Annotated in this window: 20 protein-coding genes; 3 read left to right on the top strand and 17 right to left on the bottom strand. The window is 56.9% G+C overall.

The window, feature by feature from the left end:
* Window positions 1–94: 94 nt before the first annotated feature.
* The 10 genes from JXR15_RS17420 to JXR15_RS17375 all read right to left on the bottom strand — a co-directional run bounded on the left by JXR15_RS17420 (window position 95) and on the right by JXR15_RS17375 (window position 12048).
* A complete protein-coding gene (locus JXR15_RS17420) occupies window positions 95–2032 on the bottom strand; it encodes a beta-galactosidase (protein ID WP_422054470.1) in 1938 nt (645 codons plus the stop codon).
* A complete protein-coding gene (locus tag JXR15_RS17415) occupies window positions 2029–2889 on the bottom strand; it encodes an SMP-30/gluconolactonase/LRE family protein (RefSeq protein WP_422054469.1) in 861 nt (286 codons plus the stop codon). The genes JXR15_RS17420 and JXR15_RS17415 overlap by 4 nt, the downstream gene beginning before the upstream one ends.
* A complete protein-coding gene (locus JXR15_RS17410) occupies window positions 2886–3491 on the bottom strand; it encodes a 2-dehydro-3-deoxy-6-phosphogalactonate aldolase (RefSeq protein ID WP_422054468.1) in 606 nt (201 codons plus the stop codon). Before JXR15_RS17410 ends, JXR15_RS17415 begins: the two co-directional genes overlap by 4 nt.
* A 4-nt stretch (window positions 3492–3495) precedes the next feature.
* Window positions 3496–4386: a 2-dehydro-3-deoxygalactonokinase gene (locus JXR15_RS17405; RefSeq protein ID WP_422054467.1), complete on the bottom strand. Its 891-nt coding sequence runs from the start codon at window positions 4384–4386 to the stop codon at window positions 3496–3498.
* A 3-nt stretch (window positions 4387–4389) separates the two neighbouring features.
* On the bottom strand, window positions 4390–5151 hold the full coding sequence (locus JXR15_RS17400; RefSeq protein WP_422054466.1) for an SDR family NAD(P)-dependent oxidoreductase: 762 nt from the start codon (window positions 5149–5151) through the stop codon (window positions 4390–4392).
* Window positions 5151–6860, bottom strand: coding sequence for an IlvD/Edd family dehydratase (locus tag JXR15_RS17395; RefSeq protein ID WP_422054465.1), 1710 nt, complete (start codon window positions 6858–6860; stop codon window positions 5151–5153). The genes JXR15_RS17400 and JXR15_RS17395 overlap by 1 nt, the downstream gene beginning before the upstream one ends.
* Entirely contained in the window at window positions 6857–8911 is a 2055-nt protein-coding gene (locus tag JXR15_RS17390; RefSeq protein ID WP_422054722.1) for an alpha-galactosidase, read from the bottom strand. Before JXR15_RS17390 ends, JXR15_RS17395 begins: the two co-directional genes overlap by 4 nt.
* A gap of 8 nt (window positions 8912–8919) precedes the next feature.
* Entirely contained in the window at window positions 8920–9768 is an 849-nt protein-coding gene (locus tag JXR15_RS17385; RefSeq protein ID WP_422054464.1) for a carbohydrate ABC transporter permease, read from the bottom strand.
* A gap of 1 nt (window position 9769) precedes the next feature.
* Complete coding sequence (locus tag JXR15_RS17380; RefSeq protein ID WP_422054463.1) at window positions 9770–10696, bottom strand: carbohydrate ABC transporter permease; 927 nt, start codon at window positions 10694–10696, stop codon at window positions 9770–9772.
* A gap of 95 nt (window positions 10697–10791) precedes the next feature.
* Window positions 10792–12048, bottom strand: coding sequence for an ABC transporter substrate-binding protein (locus tag JXR15_RS17375; RefSeq protein WP_422054462.1), 1257 nt, complete (start codon window positions 12046–12048; stop codon window positions 10792–10794).
* 147 nt (window positions 12049–12195) lie between these two features.
* Here JXR15_RS17375 and JXR15_RS17370 point away from each other — a divergent pair, with 147 nt between their 5' ends.
* The gene (locus JXR15_RS17370) at window positions 12196–12990 is read left to right on the top strand and encodes an IclR family transcriptional regulator (protein WP_422054461.1); all 795 of its coding nucleotides are present in this window, start codon (window positions 12196–12198) and stop codon (window positions 12988–12990) included.
* Window positions 12987–14045, top strand: a complete 1059-nt coding sequence (locus JXR15_RS17365) for an ABC transporter ATP-binding protein (protein WP_422054460.1) — start codon at window positions 12987–12989, stop codon at window positions 14043–14045. The genes JXR15_RS17370 and JXR15_RS17365 overlap by 4 nt, the downstream gene beginning before the upstream one ends.
* A gap of 68 nt (window positions 14046–14113) precedes the next feature.
* Here JXR15_RS17365 and JXR15_RS17360 read toward each other — a convergent pair whose 3' ends face one another.
* The 7 genes from JXR15_RS17360 to JXR15_RS17330 all read right to left on the bottom strand — a co-directional run bounded on the left by JXR15_RS17360 (window position 14114) and on the right by JXR15_RS17330 (window position 19986).
* Window positions 14114–14506 (bottom strand): hypothetical protein, encoded by a 393-nt coding sequence (locus JXR15_RS17360; RefSeq protein ID WP_422054459.1) that lies wholly within the window; start codon window positions 14504–14506, stop codon window positions 14114–14116.
* An 80-nt stretch (window positions 14507–14586) separates the two neighbouring features.
* Complete coding sequence (locus JXR15_RS17355) at window positions 14587–14940, bottom strand: H-type lectin domain-containing protein (RefSeq protein ID WP_422054458.1); 354 nt, start codon at window positions 14938–14940, stop codon at window positions 14587–14589.
* 115 nt (window positions 14941–15055) lie between these two features.
* A complete protein-coding gene (locus tag JXR15_RS17350; RefSeq protein ID WP_422054457.1) occupies window positions 15056–15451 on the bottom strand; it encodes a F0F1 ATP synthase subunit epsilon in 396 nt (131 codons plus the stop codon).
* Between the two features lie 110 nt (window positions 15452–15561).
* On the bottom strand, window positions 15562–16986 hold the full coding sequence (atpD, locus tag JXR15_RS17345) for a F0F1 ATP synthase subunit beta (protein ID WP_422054456.1): 1425 nt from the start codon (window positions 16984–16986) through the stop codon (window positions 15562–15564).
* Window positions 16987–17002: 16 nt separating this feature from the next.
* Window positions 17003–17875, bottom strand: a complete 873-nt coding sequence (locus tag JXR15_RS17340) for a F0F1 ATP synthase subunit gamma (RefSeq protein ID WP_422054455.1) — start codon at window positions 17873–17875, stop codon at window positions 17003–17005.
* A 12-nt stretch (window positions 17876–17887) separates the two neighbouring features.
* The gene (gene atpA / locus JXR15_RS17335; RefSeq protein WP_422054454.1) at window positions 17888–19426 is read right to left on the bottom strand and encodes a F0F1 ATP synthase subunit alpha; all 1539 of its coding nucleotides are present in this window, start codon (window positions 19424–19426) and stop codon (window positions 17888–17890) included.
* Window positions 19426–19986 (bottom strand): F0F1 ATP synthase subunit delta, encoded by a 561-nt coding sequence (locus JXR15_RS17330; protein WP_422054453.1) that lies wholly within the window; start codon window positions 19984–19986, stop codon window positions 19426–19428. Before JXR15_RS17330 ends, atpA begins: the two co-directional genes overlap by 1 nt.
* Window positions 19987–20418: 432 nt before the next feature.
* On the opposite strand from JXR15_RS17330, the gene JXR15_RS17325 reads away from it, so the two are divergent.
* On the top strand, window positions 20419–22017 hold the full coding sequence (locus JXR15_RS17325; RefSeq protein WP_422054452.1) for a hypothetical protein: 1599 nt from the start codon (window positions 20419–20421) through the stop codon (window positions 22015–22017).

Below are 22017 nucleotides of genomic sequence, written 5' to 3'. Positions count from 1 at the left end.
AATCCCCGCGCAGCATGACGTCACGGGAGGCTGAAAAGCAAAACGGGCGCTGCCCTCGCACCGCCCGCTTCAATTCATTTGTGCCGACTTCCCGTTAGCCGGAACTCAGATCACAGGCCACAATCGGCGTATTGCCTTCAAACACCAGCACGCCACAGGCTGGCACGCGATGGCCAGAAACACTGGCGGAGAAGCTGTTGTAGTTGACCACAAACTCATAAGAGCCAAACCGACGCCGACGCACCCCGTCCTGCATTGGCGACATGGCGACGCCAGCCTGCTCACAAGCCATGGACACAACACGATCCCACAGCGCCTCATCCGGGAAGCTGCCCAGGTACCAACGATGGTCCTGCCCCATCATCACGGCCGCCCCGTCTTGGGTTTTTAACAGAACCTCAGCTGCGCCGGACAAGCGCTCATGCCAATGCTCCACCTTGCCGCCCCCGGACACATCCATACCGGCTTGTGGTGGCAGGCTCTCAATCAGATCGACCCGAACGTCTAGGTTAGGCATCCCCGGACGGCCTTTGGCCGGGATCATGAACTCTTCGGTGATGGCTCCGGTCCGCGGCCCCATCACGGCCAGCGCATCTGCCTCCGAAATCGCCAAAACCAAAGCGGGGTCCAGCGTGGCGAGGCCCGGCGCAAAAACTGCTTTGTAACCAGCGAAGTCCCGATGCGCGGCGCTCACGATATCGACGGACAGCCCCGCCCGGCGCAACCCGCGATAGGCGGAGAACACCAGTCGAAAGTAGTCAAACCCAGCGCCCTGCGGCTGCGTTTTCCATGCCCAATCAGAGGCATAGTCAAACACAAGCGCCACATCGGCCTGTTGCGTGTCCTGCTCCTTCAACATGTCGAGCACACCGGCCACGGCCCGTGCCTCATCCATGCCCGGCGCGTCGACGCCGTCCGGCGCTTGAAGGCCCGCGTGCATCTGCTCCTGCGCAAACGGCGCCTGCCGCCAACGGAAGTAGCTAACCACCTCCGCGCCATGGGCAAAGGCTTCCAGCGCCCACAAAGCAACCATGCCTGGCAGTGGCGCCGGGTTGTAGGGCGCCCAGTTTACCGGACCGGGCTGCTGTTCCATGACCCACCAACGGCCTTTGCCAACCGCACGGTAAAGGTCATGATGAAACGCCTGAAAATCGGGATCGCCTTGCCGCAGGAACCGCGCCTTGTGTTCTTCGGAGGCTTCCAGGCGATCTGACAGGAACCCAATTGGGTAGCTATCCCAACTTGCAATATCGAGGTCTTCACCCACGTCAAAGTGGTCAAATTCCAAAATACGCCCCATGTAATTGTGGATCAGCGGCGCATCCGTGTACGCCTTCAAAATATCCGCCTGCACCTTATTAAACGCCACCACTTGATCACTGGTGAACCGGCGAAACGCCAACACATGCGCAGGGTTTGGATCAGTCACGGTCAGGTTCGGCAAATCGATCTGATCGACAGAAGCATACTCCATGGACCAAAACACATTGCCCCAGGCATCATTGAGTGCCTCGACCGTGCCATAGCGGTCCTGACACCAGTTTTGAAACGCCGCTTTGGCCGGTTCAGAATAGCTGATTGTGGTGTCGTGACAGCCGTATTCATTGTCAGTCTGCCAAGCGGCCACATGCGGGTTTTTGCCATAGCGTTCGGCTACAATCTGGGTGATGCGCGCACATTCATCGCGATAGCCTTGGTGGCTGAAGCAATAGTGCCGACGTGAGCCAAATTTGCGCGGCGCGCCATTCTCATCCACCGCCAGCATGTCGGGATGCTTGTCGACCATCCAGCGTGGTGGCGTTGCGGTTGGCGTGCCCAGAACCACTTTAAGGCCAGCCGCACCCAGAACCTCTATCGCACGATCCAGCCACTCCAGAGTCACCTGTCCCGGCACGGCCTCCATGCGGCTCCAGGCAAACTCGCCAATCCGCACCCAGCGGATGCCGGCCGCAACCATATCCGCCGCGTCTTTGACCCACATGTCTTCCGGCCAGTGCTCCGGATAATAACAAACGCCCAGTTCTTGCTTCATAAAATCACCCGTGGTTCCGCCACCCCTTGGGCAACGTTGTCTATGGCAAAGACCATGCCGTTCTCCGGCGCCTCTGCCAATGTCTTTTCGTCAATGCCCTCGCGGGCTGAGGTCACCAAAAGCGTGGTAAGATCATCACCGCCAAAGGCCGGACAGCTGCTGTGTTGCCCACCAACCGGGACCGCCTTCAGGAAGTTACCGTCTGGATCATAAGCCGCCACACGCGCCGCGCCCCATTGCGCAATCCAGATATTGCCTTCCGCATCCACAACCGCGCCGTCGGGGTTCAATCCATCCTCATTGAGGTCGAGGTAAATCTCTGCTTTTCCAACCGGCCAGCCTGTTTCCGCATCCAAAGTTTGACACATCACCAATTTGGTGACCGTGTCGGTGTAGTAGGCAAAGCCACGCGACTTATCGAAACAAATTGCATTGGAAATTGTCACATCCCGCATCAGCTTGTGCAGTTCGCCATCGAAGTAGCGATAGATCGCACCGGCTTTGGGTTCCGCATTTTTGCCCATGGTCCCAATCCAGAAACCACCCCAGGGGTCTGCCCGCCCATCATTGGAACGCGTCACCGGATTGTCCGCCTCTAAGGAACACAGATACTCCTGCTCTTCGCTATCGAGGTAGAACTTCCACAGCCCCGTTTCCGAAGCCAGGATCAGCGTGTCGGCATCAACCCAACCGGCCGCCGACACGTGCTCGTCAAACCGCCACTCAAGCGCCACACCATCCTTCTGACTCAGCATCCGTTGGCCCACAATATCAAACCAGAACAGCTGCTTGCGTTCTGGGTGCCACAGCGGCCCTTCCCCCAACGCGCACGGTCGATCATCAAAAATAGTGCTCATGCAAATGCCTCGTCATAGGCGGCCACAATGGCCTCTGCCCGTTGACGTACATCCTCCACGCTCATGCCGGCTTTGTAAATCGCCGAGCCAATACCAAAGCCGTCCGCTCCGGCGGCAATCCACTCGCCAAAGTTCTCGGGTCCTGCGCCACCCACAGCATACACCTTGCTCTCTTTTGGCAGCACCGCCCGCACGGCATTCAACCCGCCCGGGCCCGCCATGTTGCCAGGGAACAGCTTCAACCCAGTTGCACCGGCCTTCAATGCCGCAAAAGCTTCCGTTGGCGTAAATACCCCCGGCCAGCTTTCCAAGCCAAGCTTGGCACTGTGCGCAATCACCCCGGTGTCGCAATTGGGCGAAACGATCAGCTTCCCCCCGACCCCCGCAACCGCATCCACTTGAGCAAGTTCGAGCACCGTGCCTGCCCCTACAAGCGCGCGATCCCCAAACCCTTTCGCCAAAAGTTCTATGCTCTGCAATGGATCAGGCGAGTTCAACGGCACCTCGATCTTATCGATACCCGCTGCAATGATGGCATCCGCCATGGCTTCGATCTCGCCCGGGGTCACCCCGCGCAAGATGGCAATAATCGACCGGTTCATATTGTTATCCCAAAAGGTTGCGCGCGGCAGACAGCCCCGCAAGTGTCATGTCCTGACAGTCCACAACGGTCACCCAACCGCCCTGGGCCTTCAAGGCCTCTGCATAAACGTCGGACAGCTGCTGCTCTCCGATCACCGCAATCTGCTGACCCAGCCAGTATGGCCGCGACGCCGCCAGTTCAGCTCCCAACAGTAGTCCCGACAAGCGCGACCGCGACGCCGCAGAGGGCGTTGCATTCAACAAATCACTGGCGCGAATGCCAAACAGTTCCGAAGCCAGATTTTCTGGACGCGACAGGGTCACATCCATCCCCGCCCCAAAGGCCTCCGCGTCCCAGCCCTCACCAACCGAGTGCTGCAGCACAGACTGCTTGCTCAGGAGCGAAAACAGTTCGCCCGTCATAAAGGTTCGGAAACTCACCACCTCATCCGCGCTGACATGCGCCCATTTGGTGTGGGTGCCTGGCAGGCACAAGACGCCATCCCAGTTCGCGTTGTGCGACAAGAACCCCGCAATTTGTGTCTCTTCTCCCCGCATCACATCCGCGGGCTTTGGCTGCTTCAATCCGGGTACCACATGCACCCGCAAACGCGCATCCGTATCGGGCACCAGCACCGGCTGCGGCGCCAGCGCGGGCGCAGGAACCGCCGTGTAAGGTGCCTCAACCCAGCCTTGGCGCGCCCCCACCATACCGCAAGCAATCACATCTGTCGGCCCGTCACCAAGCCAGCCTTCAACCAGTTCCAACAAAGCCGCTTCGAACCCGCCGGCGTCCAGTTTCGCCATGCCTTTGTCCGACTGCGCCGTTGCCAGAAGCCTGTCGCCCTCCATGGCATAGGCACGCAGCTTTGACGTGCCCCAATCCACTCCAATCCATTGTGCTTGCACAGACATATCTTACCCCGAAACCACAACGCCGCCATCAACGGCCATGCATTGCCCAGTCATCATTCGGCTGGCGTTTGACGCCAAATAAAGCGTGGGGTCAATCATATCTTCCGGCGTCAAATGCTCTTTCAAACACTGCCGCTCCATATGCGCCGCCAACGCCTCCGGATCGGCCCACATATCCAGCTGCTTTTGCGTCAGCACCCAGCCGGGGGCCAGTGCATTCACGCAAATACCCTTTGGCCCCAACTCCCGAGCAAGCGACCGTGTCATGCCGGTGATCGCCGCATTGGCGCTCGTGTAAATCGGGTATCCCGCGTTGCCCATGATGTAGCTGATCGAACTGAAGTTGATGATCGAGCCACTGCCGTCCATGTGCCGAGCCGCTTCCTGACAAGCAAAGAAATAGGCCTTTTGATTCACCGCCTGCATCCAGTCGTAGAACTCTTCATCCACCTCATCCAGTGAATGGCGTTGGTCGTTGGCGGCGTTGTTCACGAGCACATCCAAGCCGCCATGCTCCCCCACCGCTTGCTGGATGGTTTCCCGCAGGCGCGGAATGTCGGAGATGTCTCCCTGCATAAAAAGAGGCGTCGCACCATGTTTAGTTTCCATCTCCGCGATAAAGTCCTCCGCCGCAGAGCGTCCGATGATCGCCACCTTCGCCCCCTGCGCCATGAACCCATCGGTCAGGGCTGCACCAATGCCGCTGGCCCCGCCGGTGATGTAAACGGATTTGCCTTTCAGATCAGGAAAAATCGTGCCGGTCATTAGTGGCTCTCCCGTGTAACAAGTCGCGTGTCTTTGCCCACAAGGAAGTCCAAATCGGCCCCCTGATCGGCCTGCAACACATGGTCGTAATAGAGTTTCGCGTATCCGCGGGTGTAGTGCTCTGGATCAGGTTCCCAAGCCGTGCGACGCGCCTCAAGCTCCGCCTCATCCACCAGTAACTCCAGCACGCCGCCCGAGGCAGACACCTTGATCCGGTCCCCGGTTTTCACCAGCGCCAGAGTGCCTCCGGCCTGTGCCTCCGGGCTCACGTGCAAGATCACCGTGCCATAAGCCGTGCCTGACATCCGCGCGTCCGACACGCGGATCATGTCTCGCACACCTTCTTTCACCAACTTGCCCGGGATCGGCATGTTGCCCACCTCTGGCATGCCCGGATAGCCCTTAGGGCCACAACCTTTGAGCACCAGAATGGTATCGGCGGTTACCGGCAAATCAGGCTTATCGATGTTGGCTTTCAGGTCCTCGATGTTCTCAAAGACATAAGCCTCGCCTTCATGCTCCAGCAGGTGATCAGTAGCCGCAGACGGCTTCACAATCGCCCCATTGGGGGCAAGGTTGCCGCGCAACACACGCAGGCCTGCCGCCGGTTTCACAGGGTTGTCCAGCGGGCGAATGACGTCGTCGTTGTAAATTTCCGCGCCATCGTGATAGGCCGCAATGTCCTTGCCCAATACGGTGTTCGCTGGGCGCACATGCTCTTTCAACTGGCTCAGCACAGCAGGCACGCCACCAGCATAGCAGAAATCTTCCATCAGGTATTTGCCTGACGGCATGCAGTTCACCAAAAGCGGGATCTCTGAGCCGATCTCAAAATCTTTTAGTGTCAAATCGACGCCAACGCGCCCAGCCAGCGCCAGCAAATGCACAACGGCATTGGTGGACCCGCCCACGGCAGCATTGGCTAGAATTGCGTTTTCAAACGCCTCTTTGGTCAAGATGTCAGACGGTTTCAGATCCTCATCTACCATCTCCACAATCCGTTTGCCGGTCAGATGCGCCAAAGCCATCCGACGTGCATCTACAGCAGGCAACGCCGCATTGGTTGGCAGCGCCATGCCCATCGCCTCCACCAACGAGGCCATAGTGGAGGCCGTACCCATGGTCATACACACACCCGCGCTGCGACTCATGCCGCTTTCCGCGTTCATGAAGTCCTGCAGCGTCATCTCCCCCGCGCGCACCTCTTCCGAGAACTTCCAAACGTCGGTGCCAGAGCCAATGTCCTTGCCCTTGAACTTGCCGTTCAACATCGGACCGGAGCTCACAACAATCGTTGGCAGATCCACCGAAGCGGCACCCATCAACTGACCAGGCGTAGTTTTGTCACAGCCGCCCAGCAGCACAACACCATCGATCCCATAAGCGCGGATGCTCTCTTCGACATCCATCGCAAGCAAGTTGCGGAACAGCATCGCAGTCGGCTTCATCTGGGTCTCACCCAGAGACATCACCGGGAATTCCACGGGGAAACCACCAGCCTCCCAAACACCGCGCTTCACACCTTCCGCCAGGGTCCGCAAACCGGAGTTGCACGGCGTCAGCTCAGACCAGGTGTTACAGATGCCAATGATTGGGCGCCCATCAAACGCGTGATCGGGAAACCCCTGGTTCTTCATCCAACTGCGGTGGATGAACCCGTCCTTGTCTAGCTTGCCATACCAATGCTGGGAACGACGCTTCTTGCTCATTTTTTCTTTCCTTCGATCACCCACATCCAGTCCGGGAAGGACCACGGCAATATGAGACCGTGTTGCATCAATAGCTGACCACTCAGGTTCACAGGACCGTCTTTCAACGGCATCTCGCGACGCGACAAAGGATGCGCCTCATCCCGGTTGATCAGTTCAATTTCATAAGTGGCATCCGGCTCCAAACCGGTCAGCCGCAAAGGGCGCGGCATGATTTGTGTGCCGGTCGATGCCTTGCCTGTAAATACCACAAACCGCTGTTTGTCTTGGGATAGCTGTTGCTCGGCAATAACGCTTGGATCCGCAACGTCCAGCCGCAAGATATCCGCTGTCCGCCGCCAATCCCGGTTGCTTTTCCACCAAGCCGTGACCTGAGACAGCACCGCTGCCTCGTCTTCAGTCAATTCACGCGGGTCCATTTCAAATCCCATGTGCCGCTGCGCCGCGACCCAGGCGCGGAAACGGATGTCATGCACCCGCCCCGACGTGTGGCAATGGCGTGGTCCAACGTGACTACCGGTGATCGCCATCGGCAACATCAACGCCGCATCATGCTGTATTCGCAACCGCTCAAGCGCGTCATTGCTGTCACTCAACCAGACCCGCTGCGTGTGCTCCAGAATACCGGCGTCAATACGTCCACCACCCGAGGCACAGCTCTCAATTTCCACCCCTGGAAAATCGGCCCGCAATCGCCCCATAAGTGCGTAGACCCCTTCCGCCTGCGCTGCATCCGCGACGGGCAGCAGCCGGTTGTGATCCCATTTGATGTAGTCAATGTCATGCGCTGACAACACGGCCGCGATCTTGTCATAGAGATAGTCACGCACCTCTGAATTGCTGACATCCAGCACCCGCTGTTGCCGCCCTTCGACCTGATCCACCGGCCCCAAAATCCAGTCCGGATGCGCGCGCGCCAGATCGCTGTTCCTATTGACCATCTCGGGCTCAAACCAGAGTCCAAACACCATGCCCAGCGTTTTCACGTGCTCAATGATCGGTGTCAGACCTGCGGGCCATTTGCGCGGATCAATATTCCAATCGCCCAGCGAGCTGGTGTCGTCATCGCGCTTGCCAAACCAGCCGTCATCCAGAACAAACCGCTCCGCGCCCAGCTTTGCGGCCCGCTCTGCAATGTCCTTCAGAACTTCGACATCATGATCAAAATACACCGCTTCCCAGCAATTGTAGTGCACCGGCCGCGGCCGCTCCGGATGCGGCCAGGTCACAACCTGATCCCGCAAATGCCGCTGGAACGCGGTGGCGCAGCCATTTAAGCCACTCTCCGAGAACGAAAAATACAGCTTTGCCGTTTCAAAGACTTGCCCGCTGGCGCGGGTGCCGGTCGCGTGACCAAACTGAATCTGTCGCCGCCCATCCGGCAGTTCCTCGACATACATCACATGTCCACCAGACCAGCCGTAATGCATGGCATACACAATGCCAGCGGTGTTTTGCGCGCCACGTGCCGGGAAATAGGCAATCGGCGGATGCTCATGCCCGGAACGTCCACCGCGCGCCTCCCGCATATGAATGCCAGCGCGCCACGGGGCACGCTCCATTTGGAACTCGCCGATCCATCGTCCAGAGAAATCCAAAATCTCTTCGCCATATTGCGGCCCCGGCATCACCGGCGCGGCCAGATGGTGCACAGAGATCTCCGCCTCAGACTCCAGCGTTGTCCGCGCCGCAACCACGTCGCCTTCAATGGAAAACTCAAAAGAGATCGTCAGCCCAAGCACCTCGTCACGACACGCAAACCGCATGCCATCCGCCTCAATCAGCTTAAAACGCGGATACAGCGGCTGACCGTCACGATAGGCCACCAACCCCGCCTGTCCCTGAAAGCCCTGTCCCACCTCCGGACACAGCGACACATCCGGCAAACGGTCTATCATCCCGCCGGTCACATCCCGCGCGGCGATCAGGCCAATTTGCGAAAGGTCTTGCTCCGCTGGCAAAGCCGCCCCCCAGTAGAGCGCGCTGGGCACGCCCCCGTCCGAGGCCAGAACCAAGGTCTGACCCGGCGCATCAACGCGCCAGGTTTGCATCTCTTGCGTCACTTCACGGCTCCAAGCGTCAGGCCAGCAATAAAGTGCCGCTGCATCAGAAAGAACATCGCCACCGGCGGTAGGGCTGCCACAATCGAGCCTGCGCTCATCAGGTGATAGGCCGCGCGGAACTGCGCGTTAAATGAGGTGATGCCAGCGGTCACTGGCTGGCTTTCGATGCCTTGGGTCAGCACCACCGCCCAGAAGTAGTCATTCCAGATGAAGGTGAAGATCAGCACAGACAGTGCGGCCAAAGCTGGCTTCATCAACGGCAGCACCACATACCAGAAGATACGCCATTCGCTCACACCTTCCACCCGCGCCGCCTCAATCAATTCAAACGGCAACGCCCGGATGAAGTTACGCATAAACAAGGTACAGAATCCGGTCTGGAACGCCACATGGAACAGTACTAGGCCGGTCTTAGTATTGTAGAGCCCCAACTCCAAAGTTAGGTCGCGCACCGGCACCATCAGGATCTGGAACGGCACAAAGTTGCCCGCCACAAACATGAAGAAAATCCAGAGATTGGCACGGAATTTGTAGATGCCGAGCGCAAAGCCCGTCATTGCGCTGAGCGCCACTGCTCCAATCACCGTGGGCACCGTGATCATGAACGAGTTGAGCAAATAGCGCGGCATGTCAGAGTTGAAGAACACCTGGCCATAGTTGGCCGCGCCTTCAAAGCTCGACGGCAGCCCCCAATAGTTGCCCGAGGTGAAATCCGCACCGGGCTTCACCGAGAACAGAGCCACCGCCAGCAAAGGTGCCAACCAGAAGGCCAAGGCTACCGGCAGCAAAGACTTGTAAGCAACTTGCGCGGCTTGAGACTGTTTTTCTATCGGTTTCGGAAACATCTCAGTGCCCCTTCTCTTCGCGATACATCGACCACAGGAAATAGGTGATGAAGCACAGCATAATCAGGAACAGCACCACCGCGATGGCCGCGCCATAGCCCATGCGGAAGCCATATTCCGACAGAGCCACTTCGAACATGTAGTAGGCCAACACGCGCGAGCTGCCAAACGGGCCGCCCTGCGTCATGATGGAAATCAAATCAAAGGAGCGCAACGCGCCGATGATCGTCACCACGAAAGCAATAAACGTTGCCGGACGCAGCTGTGGCAGGATGATGTTCCACAACATCGACCAGCCTTTGGCCCCATCCAAACGCCCGGCCTCAATCTGCTCTGGGTCGACTGCGTTTAAACCGGTGAGATAGAGGATCATGCAATAGGCGGTCTGCGGCCAAAGCCCAGCCGCCACGATGCCATAGGTGACCAGATGTTCATTGCCCAAGACATTGATCGGCCCCATGCCAACCCACCCAAGCATCGTGTTCAGCAACCCAAAGTTTGGATCGTAGAACCACGTAAACACCAGGCCAACGACCACTTGAGAGATCACAAACGGAAAGAAAAACAGCGACTTGTAAAGGCGAATGCCACGCACGGTCTGGTTCAAAAACAGCGCGATGAACAATCCGGCGGGAATGGCAAGCAAGTAGAGAAACAGCCACATCACGTTGTTTTTCAACGAGGTGAAAAAGGCGTCTCGATCCACGTACTCCCAATAGAGATCTTCGTAGTTCCGCATCCCCACATAGGTTTTTTCTCCCAACCCATCCCATTCATAAAGCGAGAGATTGAAAGACTGAAACACTGGCGCGATCACGTAGACCGCAAAAAACAGGATGCCAGGCGCCAGAAACAACCACGGCGCAATACGCTGTTGGTTGCGATGGAACCAGCTTTCAGTTTCAGGGATGTCAGAGGAAACGGTCATAAGAAAACCCGATAATTGAGACTGACAAGGCGGAAGTCTTCCCCCGCCTTGTCGATTGAATGAAGCTCAGGACAGCTTGCGGTCCTGACGGCTCATCACTTGTAGATACGGCCGCGTGCGCGTTCCAGCTTGGCAAGAATCTTGTCCAGCTCGTCTGGCTTGACCATGAATTCCTGGAAGCCTTCCATGGACACTTTCGCCATCTCTGCCGGTGCATCGCGGTCCCAGAACTGGGCCACACCGCCGGTAGAGTTGGTGGACAGCATCTCAAAGCCCTGCTGCAGGAACTTGTCATCATCCACGGAGGAACCCGCGTTCACAGGCAGCTGACCGAGGTTTTTGCCGTTGTTGATGATGGTCTGCTCCTCTGCGGAAGTTGCGAAGCGCAGGAATTCACGAGCCGCTTCTTTGTTCTTCGCGTTTGCAGGGATGTGGAACGTGTCGGTAGGTGCGTCTTCAGACAGCGCAACATCCGGGTTGATCTTCGGGAACTGGTAGAAGTCCAGCTGATCATCGGTCAGACCGGCTTCCCGCAGCGGTGCCACGGCAAAGTTACCCATCAGATAGGAGGCCGCTTCGCCATTTACCATGAACGGCAGCGCTTCCTGCCAGCTGTAGGTCTGGTGGTCAGCAATAAAGCCGCCCATGTCGACCAGCTCTTTCCAGTTCATGAACGTCTGCTTCACGCGGTCGTCTTCCCAGGACACGTTGCCAGCGGCCAGATCCATGTGGAAATCAAAGCCATTGGTACGCATGTTCAGGTAGTCAAACCAGCCGCCAGCGGTCCACAGGTACTTGGTACCGATGGTGTAGCAGGCGCGACCGGATGCAACGATCTTGCCACAGTTTGCTTTTTCTTCTTCCCAAGTGGTTGGCTCAGACAGACCCAGCTCAGCAAAGATGTCTTTGCGGTAGTACACGCCCCACTGGTAGTACGTGTAGGCAACGCCCCACTGTTTGTCGTCGATGGTCAGCGCGCCTTTGGTAGAGGCCAGGCCTTCAGCAATCTCTGGCTCTGCATAGAGATCGGAAACATCCTCAAACAGACCGGCTTCCACATAAGGGCGCATGCGGTTTGCGGCATACCAGGTCGCCACGTCCGGCGCGTTGGCGGTCAGGAAGTTGCGGATTTGGGTTTTGTAGGCTTCGCGGTCGATCACCGTGGTTTCAACGTTCAGCCCTGGGTGCTCCGCTTTAAAGCGGTCAATCATCGCTTCCATAGTCGCGCGTGGCGCCGGGTTCGATGTGTCTAGAAAAATACTCAGGTCGCCAGTCAGCTCCGCAGAAGCCGGTACAGCAAACGCAGAGGCAACCGCAGCGGCGGCGGCGGTGGTTTTCATTTTGGAAAGCATTTGTTCCTCCCTGTCTCCAAAATTATGCAATTTTCGGTTCCATTATTTGAAACCATGTTTTACATATTGAAATCTACACACAGAGTCGATTAGGTTGTCAACAGATTCCTAACGGCTGACGGACTCTATGGAGGAGAAGAAATCCACATGTCTGGAGACGGAACAGTTGGCAAAGCCCTTGATGTGCTTGAACAAGTTGCTGCATTTGAGCGGCCGGTGCGCTTTGGCGAACTGCAGGAAAAAAGTCCTTACCCCAAGGCAACGCTGTACCGATTCCTACAAACACTGACCAATCAGGGCATGCTGTCTTATGAACCTGAGCGCCAAACCTACGCCATGGGCATGCGCTTAGTTCGACTGGCACACGCGGCTTGGACAACAAGTTCTTTGGCCCCGATTGCACGCCCCTTTTTGGATCAGCTGTCTGCCGAAACCGGTGAAACCGTGCACCTGGCTCAACTGGATGCATCGCAGGTTCTTTATGTGGACAAGCGCAACGCCAAAAAGCCCGTCGAGATGTACTCTCAAGCCGGCAAAGTTGGCCCCGCCTATTGTACCGGCGTTGGCAAAGCTATGCTGGCCTTTGTCGATGGCGACGTTTTAGACCGCGCCATCGCGCAGCAAAGCTTTCACCGCTTTACGCCCGGCACGCTGGATTCGCCGGAAAGCCTACGGAAAGAACTGACCAACATTCGTGCGCGCGGATACGCTTTTGACCGCGAAGAACATGAACCCGGGATCGTTTGCATTGCGGTGCCGATCCTGACCAACGGCGGCCGAATGCTCGGTGCGCTCTCTGTGACCGGCCCAACCAGCCGCACATCCTTGGACCAACTTGAACACCTCGCCCCCCGCGTTTTGGAAACTTCAAAACGCATCGGCGAAGAGGCGGAAGCCTGGCGCTTCCCGGAAACGCGACAACAAAAGGTAGAGACAACATGACGGGTGTAACCCTTCAAGGCGCCATCAAGAAATACGGCGAAACGCAGGTCATTCATGGCATTGACCTGGAGATCGAAGACGGCGAATTTTGCGTGTTTGTCGGCCCCTCGGGCTGCGGCAAATCCACACTGTTGCGCATGATTGCAGGCCTTGAAGAAACCACCGACGGGCAAATCAACATCGGCCAACGCGATGTGACCCATATGGACCCCGCCAAACGTGGCGTGGCGATGGTGTTTCAGACCTATGCGCTTTACCCGCACATGACTGTGGCGGAGAACATGGGTTTTGGCCTGCGAATGAACGGACACCCCAAAGCGGAGATCGAAGAGAAAGTACAAAAAGCTTCTTCGATTCTGAAGCTCGACCAATATCTCAAGCGCAAACCAAAAGCGCTCTCCGGTGGCCAGCGTCAGCGTGTCGCCATCGGCCGCGCCATTGTCCGTGGCCCAGAAGTTTTCTTGTTTGACGAACCACTTTCCAACCTCGATGCCGAACTGCGCGTTGACATGCGGGTCGAAATCGCCCGCCTGCATCAGGAAATTGGCGCGACCATGATCTATGTGACCCACGATCAGGTTGAAGCGATGACCATGGCGGACAAGATTGTGGTGCTGCGAGATGGGCGCGTCGAGCAAGTTGGCGCCCCGCTGGAGCTCTACCGCAACCCGGACAACCGCTTTGTTGCAGGATTCATCGGCTCCCCTGCCATGAACTTCCTGGAATGTGACATCGTCGATGGGAAGTTGGCGCACCCCGCGTTTTCCGCACCTCAAGACTGTCCAATTGCACTGCCATCCGACCTAACAAAGGTCACCGTAGGTGCCCGACCAGAACACATCGAGCTCGATCCCTCACAAGATCAGCTCACAATTGATCTCACTGAAGCACTGGGCGGCGTGTCCTACTGTTATCTCGCAGGGCCAGACGGAAGTCGCCTTATCGTCGAAGAGCGTGGGGACTCCCGAAGCGCTGAAGGCACCAGCGCTGGCCTCTCCATCCCCACCGAACGCCTTTATTTGTTTGATCCTGAAACCGGATTGCGTTTGCGCTGATCCAATCACCACTCACGCCAGATCAAACACATAACGCCCTGCGGTCTTCCCGCAGGGCGTTCTTTTTCTTACGACTGACCCAAGGCCGCCTTGCGTTCTTTGAGAGCCACCACAATCAGGTCGTGCACATGTGGGTTGTGACAGTCCGCTAGGACCCGCATTTTGATATGCCGCATTTTTGCGCCGGTCCCTTGCAATAAGCCTGTGGGATCCGGGAGTTCAGCCCCCTTGTAGAACCCCAGATTAACCCAGTCCGAATGGAGTAAGATATAACAATAGCCTTCGCTCATTTTCTTAGGACCAACACCATAAGTCTCCGCGCGATCCCCCAACCGCACCACGAAGCAAGCATTTTCATCCACTGACAACAGCAGCTCATTTAACCGATTTGTGATGGGACGCGTTGACTTTGGCGTCAACTCAACGAGATCTTCAAACGTGCCAACCTTCGGATCAGACATAAGCCCCTCCATGTGAGAAACCGTTAACCGAAAGACTAACTGCCGCAATCTGTGCCGCAAAGGGATACTGGTAAAACGCCTTAGTCCTCGATCACCCAGTCATCGGCAAAGGCCAGCTCGCCAATCGCAAGCCAGGACATACGCACCCGCGCGACGCGGCTGTCACCCCAGGTGCGGAACACCAGATGAAAGCCAAGATTGGTCACCTCTTCGGCAACCACTTCAGCCCGAATATTGGCCTGCGGATCCATATCCCACAGCGACAGGCTCACCTGAACGGTGGGGGGGACGCGGTATTTGGAAGAGAATTTGACCAGCTTACGGCGCTCCCGGGTACCGCTGCCGGTCCACATGTCGCCGTCTGTTTCAAAGTCCGAAAACAGCGCTTCGTCGCCCTGATCCACACCAACAAAGTTATTTCGTATCCGTTTCATCGCTGGCCAATCTGTAATTCAAATACGCCGCTTTCAAGGCCTTTTCTTCGCCTCAAACGCAAAAGGCCCCGCCTGTGTCGGCGGGGCCTCTTTATCCTTGCGATCCGTGTCGGGATCAGACCATGTCGTGCATCAGCTGCTCAAGGTCTGCGACAAATTTCTCTGCCCCGTCCTTGTGCTCTTCAGGCGCTTCCGCAGCGGCTTTGCGAGCGTCAGCAATGACGTCCTCCAAATCTGCCTTGGTCACATCTTCGCCTTTGTGCGCATGTTCCGCGATCACCGAGATCGACTCTGCGGAGATTTCCGCGAACCCGCGGGTCACCACAAAATCCTTTTCACCTTCTGCGGTCTGAACACGCACAACGCCAGGGCGAAGCGAGGTCAGCAGCGGAGAGTGACCTGGCATGGCGGTCAAGTCACCTTCCGCGCCAGGGATCTTCACAGCGGTTGCCTCAAGCGAAGCAAGGCTCCGCTCAGGGCTAACCAGATCAAATTGCATCACGTTTGCCATTTCGGGCCTCCTAATAGCGTTTCGATTGCTTGAAAGTGACTGTCTCGTCTGGCGCGTTGAAATCTGCGATTTCAGGCAGCGCCAGGCGAGTCATTTCAAATCGACAACGCTTAAGCCGCTTCAGCAGCCATCTTTTCGGCTTTTGCGATCACTTCCTCGATGCCGCCAACCATGTAGAAGGCTGCCTCTGGCAGGTGGTCGTATTCGCCAGCCACAACGGCTTTGAACGACGAGATGGTGTCTTCCAGCGGAACCTGAACACCGTCAGAGCCGGTGAACACTTTCGCAACGTCAAACGGCTGGGAGAGGAAACGCTGGATCTTACGCGCACGCGCAACGGTCAGTTTATCTTCTTCAGACAGTTCGTCCATGCCGAGGATGGCGATGATGTCCTGCAGCGACTTGTAGCGCTGGAGAATACCCTGAACTTCGAACGCCACGTTGTAGTGCTCTTCGCCCACAACCGATGGATCCATCAGACGGGAGGAGGAGTCCAGTGGGTCAACCGCTGGGTAGATGCCCAACTCGGAGATAGCACGGTTCAGAACCGTGGTCGCATCCAAGTGCGCAAAGGTGGTTGCTGGTGCAGGGTCAGTCAAGTCATCCGCAGGTACATACACAGCCTGGATCGAGGTAATCGAACCAGATTTTGTGGATGTAATGCGTTCCTGCATCGCGCCCATGTCGGTTGCCAGTGTTGGCTGGTAGCCCACAGCAGACGGGATACGACCCAGAAGCGCAGACACCTCGGAACCAGCCTGAGTAAAGCGGAAGATGTTGTCCACGAAGAACAGAACGTCGGTACCGGACTGGTCACGGAACTGTTCCGCCAGGGTCAAACCTGTCAGAGCAACACGGGCACGCGCACCGGGAGGCTCGTTCATCTGGCCGTAAACCAGAGCCACTTGGGACTCTTCGAGGTTGTCTGGCTTAATCACGTTGGATTCGATCATTTCCCAGTAAAGGTCGTTACCTTCACGAGTACGTTCACCAACACCCGCGAACACCGAGTAACCGGAGTGCACTTTTGCGATGTTGTTGATCAGTTCCATGATCAAAACGGTTTTACCAACACCGGCACCACCGAACAGACCAATCTTACCACCTTTGGAGTAAGGAGCGAGAAGGTCGATAACCTTAATGCCGGTAACCAGCACTTCGGATTCAGTCGACTGCTCGGAGAATTCCGGCGCCGGCTGGTGGATGGAGCGGGTTTCGGTTGCGTTAACCGGACCACCTTCGTCAACCGGCTCGCCGATGACGTTCAGGATACGACCCAGTGTCGCGTTGCCAACCGGGATCGAGATCGGAGCGCCAGTGTCTTCTACTGGGGCGCCACGAACCAGACCTTCGGTCGCGTCCATTGCGATACAGCGAACAGTGTTTTCGCCGAGGTGCTGGGAAACTTCCAGAACCAGTTTCTTGTCGTTGTTTACGGTGTTCAGTGCGTTCAGGATCTCTGGCAGAGAGTCGTCGAACTGCACGTCGACAACAGCGCCGATGACCTGTGTCACCTTGCCTTTTGCGTTGGCCATGTTTCGTCTCCGGTTCTTAGAGCGCTTCCGCGCCCGAGATGATTTCAATAAGCTCGTTGGTGATCACAGCCTGACGCGAGCGGTTAAACTCGATGGTCAGCTTGTCGATCATGTCGCCTGCGTTGCGTGTGGCGTTGTCCATTGCGGACATCCGCGCACCCTGCTCCGAGGCACCGTTTTCTAGCAGAGCGGCAAAGATCTGTGTTGCGACACCACGCGGCAGCAGGTCAGCCAGAATGGCCTCTTCGCTGGGCTCGTAGTCATACAGAGTGCTTGCACCATCTTCTTCCGCTTCAAACGCGGCTGGGATGATCTGCTGTGCGGTTGGGATCTGGCTCACAACGTTCACGAACTTCGCGTAGAAGATCGTTGCAACATCAAACTCGCCCGCATCAAAGCGCACAAGAATGTCACGGGCAATGCCCTGAGCGTCGTCGTAACCCACGCGCTTAACCTCAGTCAGGTCAACGTGGCCTACAAAGTCATCACCCAATTCACGTTTGATTGCGTCGCGGCCCTTTTTGCCAACGGTCAGAACCTTAACGGTTTTGCCTTCGGCTTTCAGTTCCGCAGCTTTCGCACGCGCCAACTTAGCAATGTTTGAGTTGAAGCCGCCGCACAGGCCACGTTCCGCGGTCATCACCACCAACAGGTGGGTCTGATCGCTTCCGGTGCCCGCAAGCAACTTCGGAGCAGTGTCGGAGCCGCCAACCGAGGCCGCGAGCCCACCCAGAACGGCGTTAAACCGTTCTGTGTAAGGCCGTGACTGCTCAGCAGCTTCCTGCGCGCGGCGAAGTTTCGCCGCGGCAACCATCTGCATGGCTTTGGTGATCTTCCGAGTGTTTTTCACACTCTCGATCCGATTTTTTAGGTCCTTCAGACTAGGCATGGTCCGAACCCCTTATGCGAAGTCAGCGGCGAATGCGTCCAGCGCGGCTTTCACTTTGTCTGCGGCGTCGCCCTTGATTTTCGGATCTTCGTTGGTGATCCACTCAAGCAGGTCAGCGTTTTTGGTGCGCAGGTGTGTCAGCATTGCTTCTTCGTAGCGGCCAACTTCGGACACGTCGATCTTGTCGAGGTATCCGTTCACACCGGCGAAGATCACGCAGACGATTTCGGCGTTGGTCAGCGGCGAGTACTGAGGCTGTTTCATCAGCTCGGTCAGACGCGCACCACGGTTCAGCAGCTGCTGGGTTGCGGCATCAAGGTCGGAACCAAACTGCGCAAACGCAGCCATTTCGCGGTACTGAGCCAGAGACAGCTTAACCGGACCGGCAACCGAAGACATCGCTTTGGTTTGCGCCGAGGAACCCACACGGGAAACCGACAGACCGGTGTTCACCGCTGGACGGATACCTTGGTAGAACAGTTCGGTTTCCAGGAAGATCTGACCGTCGGTGATCGAAATCACGTTGGTTGGAATAAACGCGGAAACGTCGCCACCTTGGGTTTCAATGATCGGCAGCGCGGTCAGCGAGCCGGAACCGTTGTCTTCGTTCAGCTTCGCGGAACGCTCGAGCAGACGGGAGTGAAGGTAGAAAACGTCACCTGGGTACGCTTCACGTCCGGGTGGACGACGCAGCAGCAGGGACATCTGACGGTAAGCCACAGCTTGCTTGGAGAGATCATCATAGATGATCAGCGCGTGACGGCCGTTGTCGCGGAAGTGCTCTGCCATCGCGGTCGCGGCGTATGGCGCCAGGAACTGCATTGGAGCCGGGTCGGACGCGGTTGCGGCCACAACGATCGAGTATTCAATCGCACCGGTTTCTTCCAGCTTTTTCACCAGCTGAGCAACAGTGGAGCGCTTCTGGCCAACCGCAACGTATACGCAGTACAGCTTCTTGCTCTCATCGTCGCCGGCGGCGTCGTTGTAGGATTTCTGGTTCAGGATCGCATCCAGAGCAACGGCAGTTTTACCGGTCTGACGGTCACCAATGATCAGCTCACGCTGGCCACGACCAATTGGGATCATCGCGTCAACGGACTTCAGGCCGGTGGCCATTGGCTCGTGAACGGATTTACGTGGGATAATGCCCGGCGCTTTTACGTCCGCAACGCCACGGGTGTCCGATTTGATCGGGCCCTTGCCGTCCAGCGGGTTGCCCAGACCGTCAACAACGCGGCCCAGCAGGCCGTCACCGGTTGGCACGTCCACGATGGAGTTGGTGCGCTTAACTGTGTCACCTTCTTTGATGTCACGGTCAGAACCAAAGATAACAACACCAACGTTGTCATTCTCAAGGTTCAGCGCCATGCCTTGAATACCACCAGGGAATTCAACCATCTCACCGGCTTGAACATTGTCCAGACCGTAGACGCGCGCAATACCGTCACCGACGGAAAGCACACGGCCGACTTCGGCCACTTCGGCCTCCTGGCCAAAGTTTTTAATCTGCTCCTTAAGGATCGCAGAGATTTCGGCTGCTTGGATACCCATTATCCGACCTCTTTCATTGCATTCTGGAGGGAAGCAAGCTTGGAGCGGATCGACGTGTCGATCATCTTCGAGCCCACTTTAACTACAAGACCACCGACGAGGCTCTCGTCGACGGTCGCGTTGATTTTGACGTCTTTGCCCACACGAGCTGCCAGCGTTTTGGCCAGCTTGTCGCTTTGGGTTTTGGTCAAAGCTTTGGCGGTGGTGACATCTGCGGTCACTTCGCCTTTGTTCTCGGCAATCATTGCCTGCAGGTGCTCAATCAGCTGCGGCAGCACAAACAGACGGCGCTTCTGCGCCATCAGTGCCAACGACTTGCTCAGCACTGGCTGCAAATCAAGCTTGGTGGCGACTGCACTGATTGCAGCTTCCTGCTCATCGCGGCTGATCAGCGGCGAATGAATCAGATCACGCAGCTCGGCGCTTTCGCCCAAAGCTGCGTTGAGGTCTACAAGACCGCTTTCCAATTTGGTCAGCGCCTTGTTCTCTTGTGCGATCTCAAAGACCGCAGTGGCATAGCGTTCCGCAATGCCGGAGGAGATCGAAGCTGGTTCGGACACGTCCACCCTTCCGCTTGCTTGCCTCACACTCTGCATACAATTGTATGCATCGCGTAAGGACGTTTCATTACCTCGGGACTAACGAGGCGTTAAAATCCGTCGCGGGTGTAGCAGAGGCTTGCGCAGCTAGCAACATTGTTTGGTGTAATCGCCCATGGCGGGAAAGGCCTATTTTATAAGGCTTTGGTCTAAGTGCGACCCTTTGCCTGTTAACTCTAGGGCAAAAAGTGTTTCCCAAACATCCGTTTTTGTCGAATCCCGCCTGCCAAACGAACCTGACAAAAACCTGACGTAGAGACAATTTTTTCTACTTCAAGGGCTGAAAACACGCCCACTCAGCACCGTGAACCGACTTCGTCAACACAATCTCAATGCAAATCGGCCCTTATGACATGTGGGGGTTTAGTACCTGATTCTAAGTGTGGGGACATTATGGGACCATTAATTCTACTGTCATTGCTGGGCCTCGGCGCAGCCACTGCCTTTGTCGACGTAGGTGAAGAAGAGACCGCCGAGGATCCGGTGCGCGACAACACCGATTCCGAAACAGATGAAACGCAATCCGAGGCGCAACAAGCCGCCAACCTGGTTGAGATGCTTGGCACACCGGAGACCGGCGACACAGAGACGCTGGAAGACCCGGACGTGACCAGTGAGAATGTCGCGCTAGACGGGCCCACTCTCCATGGTACCGAGGAGGCCGACACGCTTTATGCACGCGGCGCAGAAAACATCGACGCCGGCGCTGGCAACGACAGCCTGAAATCCTTTGGCGACGGCATGATCCTTGGCGGCGAAGGCAACGATGTCTTTACCCTGGGCGGCACGGCCGAAGGCCAAGGCGGCGCAGGCGAAGACTACATGTACATCTCCGACGCGGCCGCCGGTTTTGGCGGGGAGGGTGATGACACCTTCTTCCTGAAGCACAACAACTCAAGTGACGATGGCGCGGCAACCGCAGACGGCGGCGACGGCGATGACACCTTCATTATGAAAGCTCTCTCCGGCCTACCGGAAGAAACCGTGTCTCACGTCTTAACCGGTGGCGAAGGCGCAGACGTCTACGCCTTTGACATCGACGGTGCCACCGCGATCCGCGACGGGGACGAAGAAGACAATCAGATCATCGCCACCATCACGGACTTTGATCCCGACGAAGACATGCTGCTGCTCGACATTGGTGCAAAACCCAGCTTTGACGACGTTGACGAGTTACCCCTGCCTGAGGTTTCCACCACCGAAGATCCCGATGGCGGCTACGTGGATGTCCACTTCAGCTGGACCAACCCGCTAAACGAAGACAATGTGGAAACCCGGACAGTACGCCTTGAAGGCTTGACGGAGTTCGACACCGATGACGTGCAACTGACCAGCATATTTGATCCGGACAGCCATCTCAACGAAGAGGACACCGCAGAGGCATCGGCACATCGCCCAATGGCATTTACACCAACGGAAGGCACGGCTAACGCCGACAACCTGACCCTCAGCGAAAACTCCGCGACGGTTTTGAAAGACGGCGATGACGGCGTTGAGATCACCGGTGGATCCCATCTTGTCTACGGCGGAGAAGGCAACGACAGTATCGAAGTCACCGAAGCCAGTGACGGCGTAACGCAGCTGTTTGGTGGCGAAGGCGAAGATGTACTGACCGCCGATCTGGTACAAAACACTGACACCGCACTAATAGGCGGCGATGGCGACGACACTATCACCTTTGGCATGGGCCATTATGTCGAAGGTGGCGAAGGCAACGACACACTGGTGCTGAACCTGCATGAAGACGCAATGGAGCAAGGCCCTGCGGTTCTGAAACAGCTCTCCGGCAACCACCTGACCATCAACATCCCTGCGGATTTGGAAGGCGAAGTGGACGTGGTGAACCACACCTACAGCAACGGCTTTGAAGTGGCCTACTCCGAGATCTTTGTTGGTGATGTCTCGATCCTGAAAATCATGGAAGAAGACTTTGCCACTGGCGTTGGTATTGCCGAAGAAGATCCCCGCTTGGAGATCCTCCGAGCAGCCTAA

This window comes from Shimia sp., assembly GCF_049116215.1.
In the GTDB taxonomy this organism is placed as follows: Bacteria; Pseudomonadota; Alphaproteobacteria; order Rhodobacterales; family Rhodobacteraceae; genus Shimia.
This window is presented reverse-complemented; position numbering and strand designations above follow the sequence as displayed.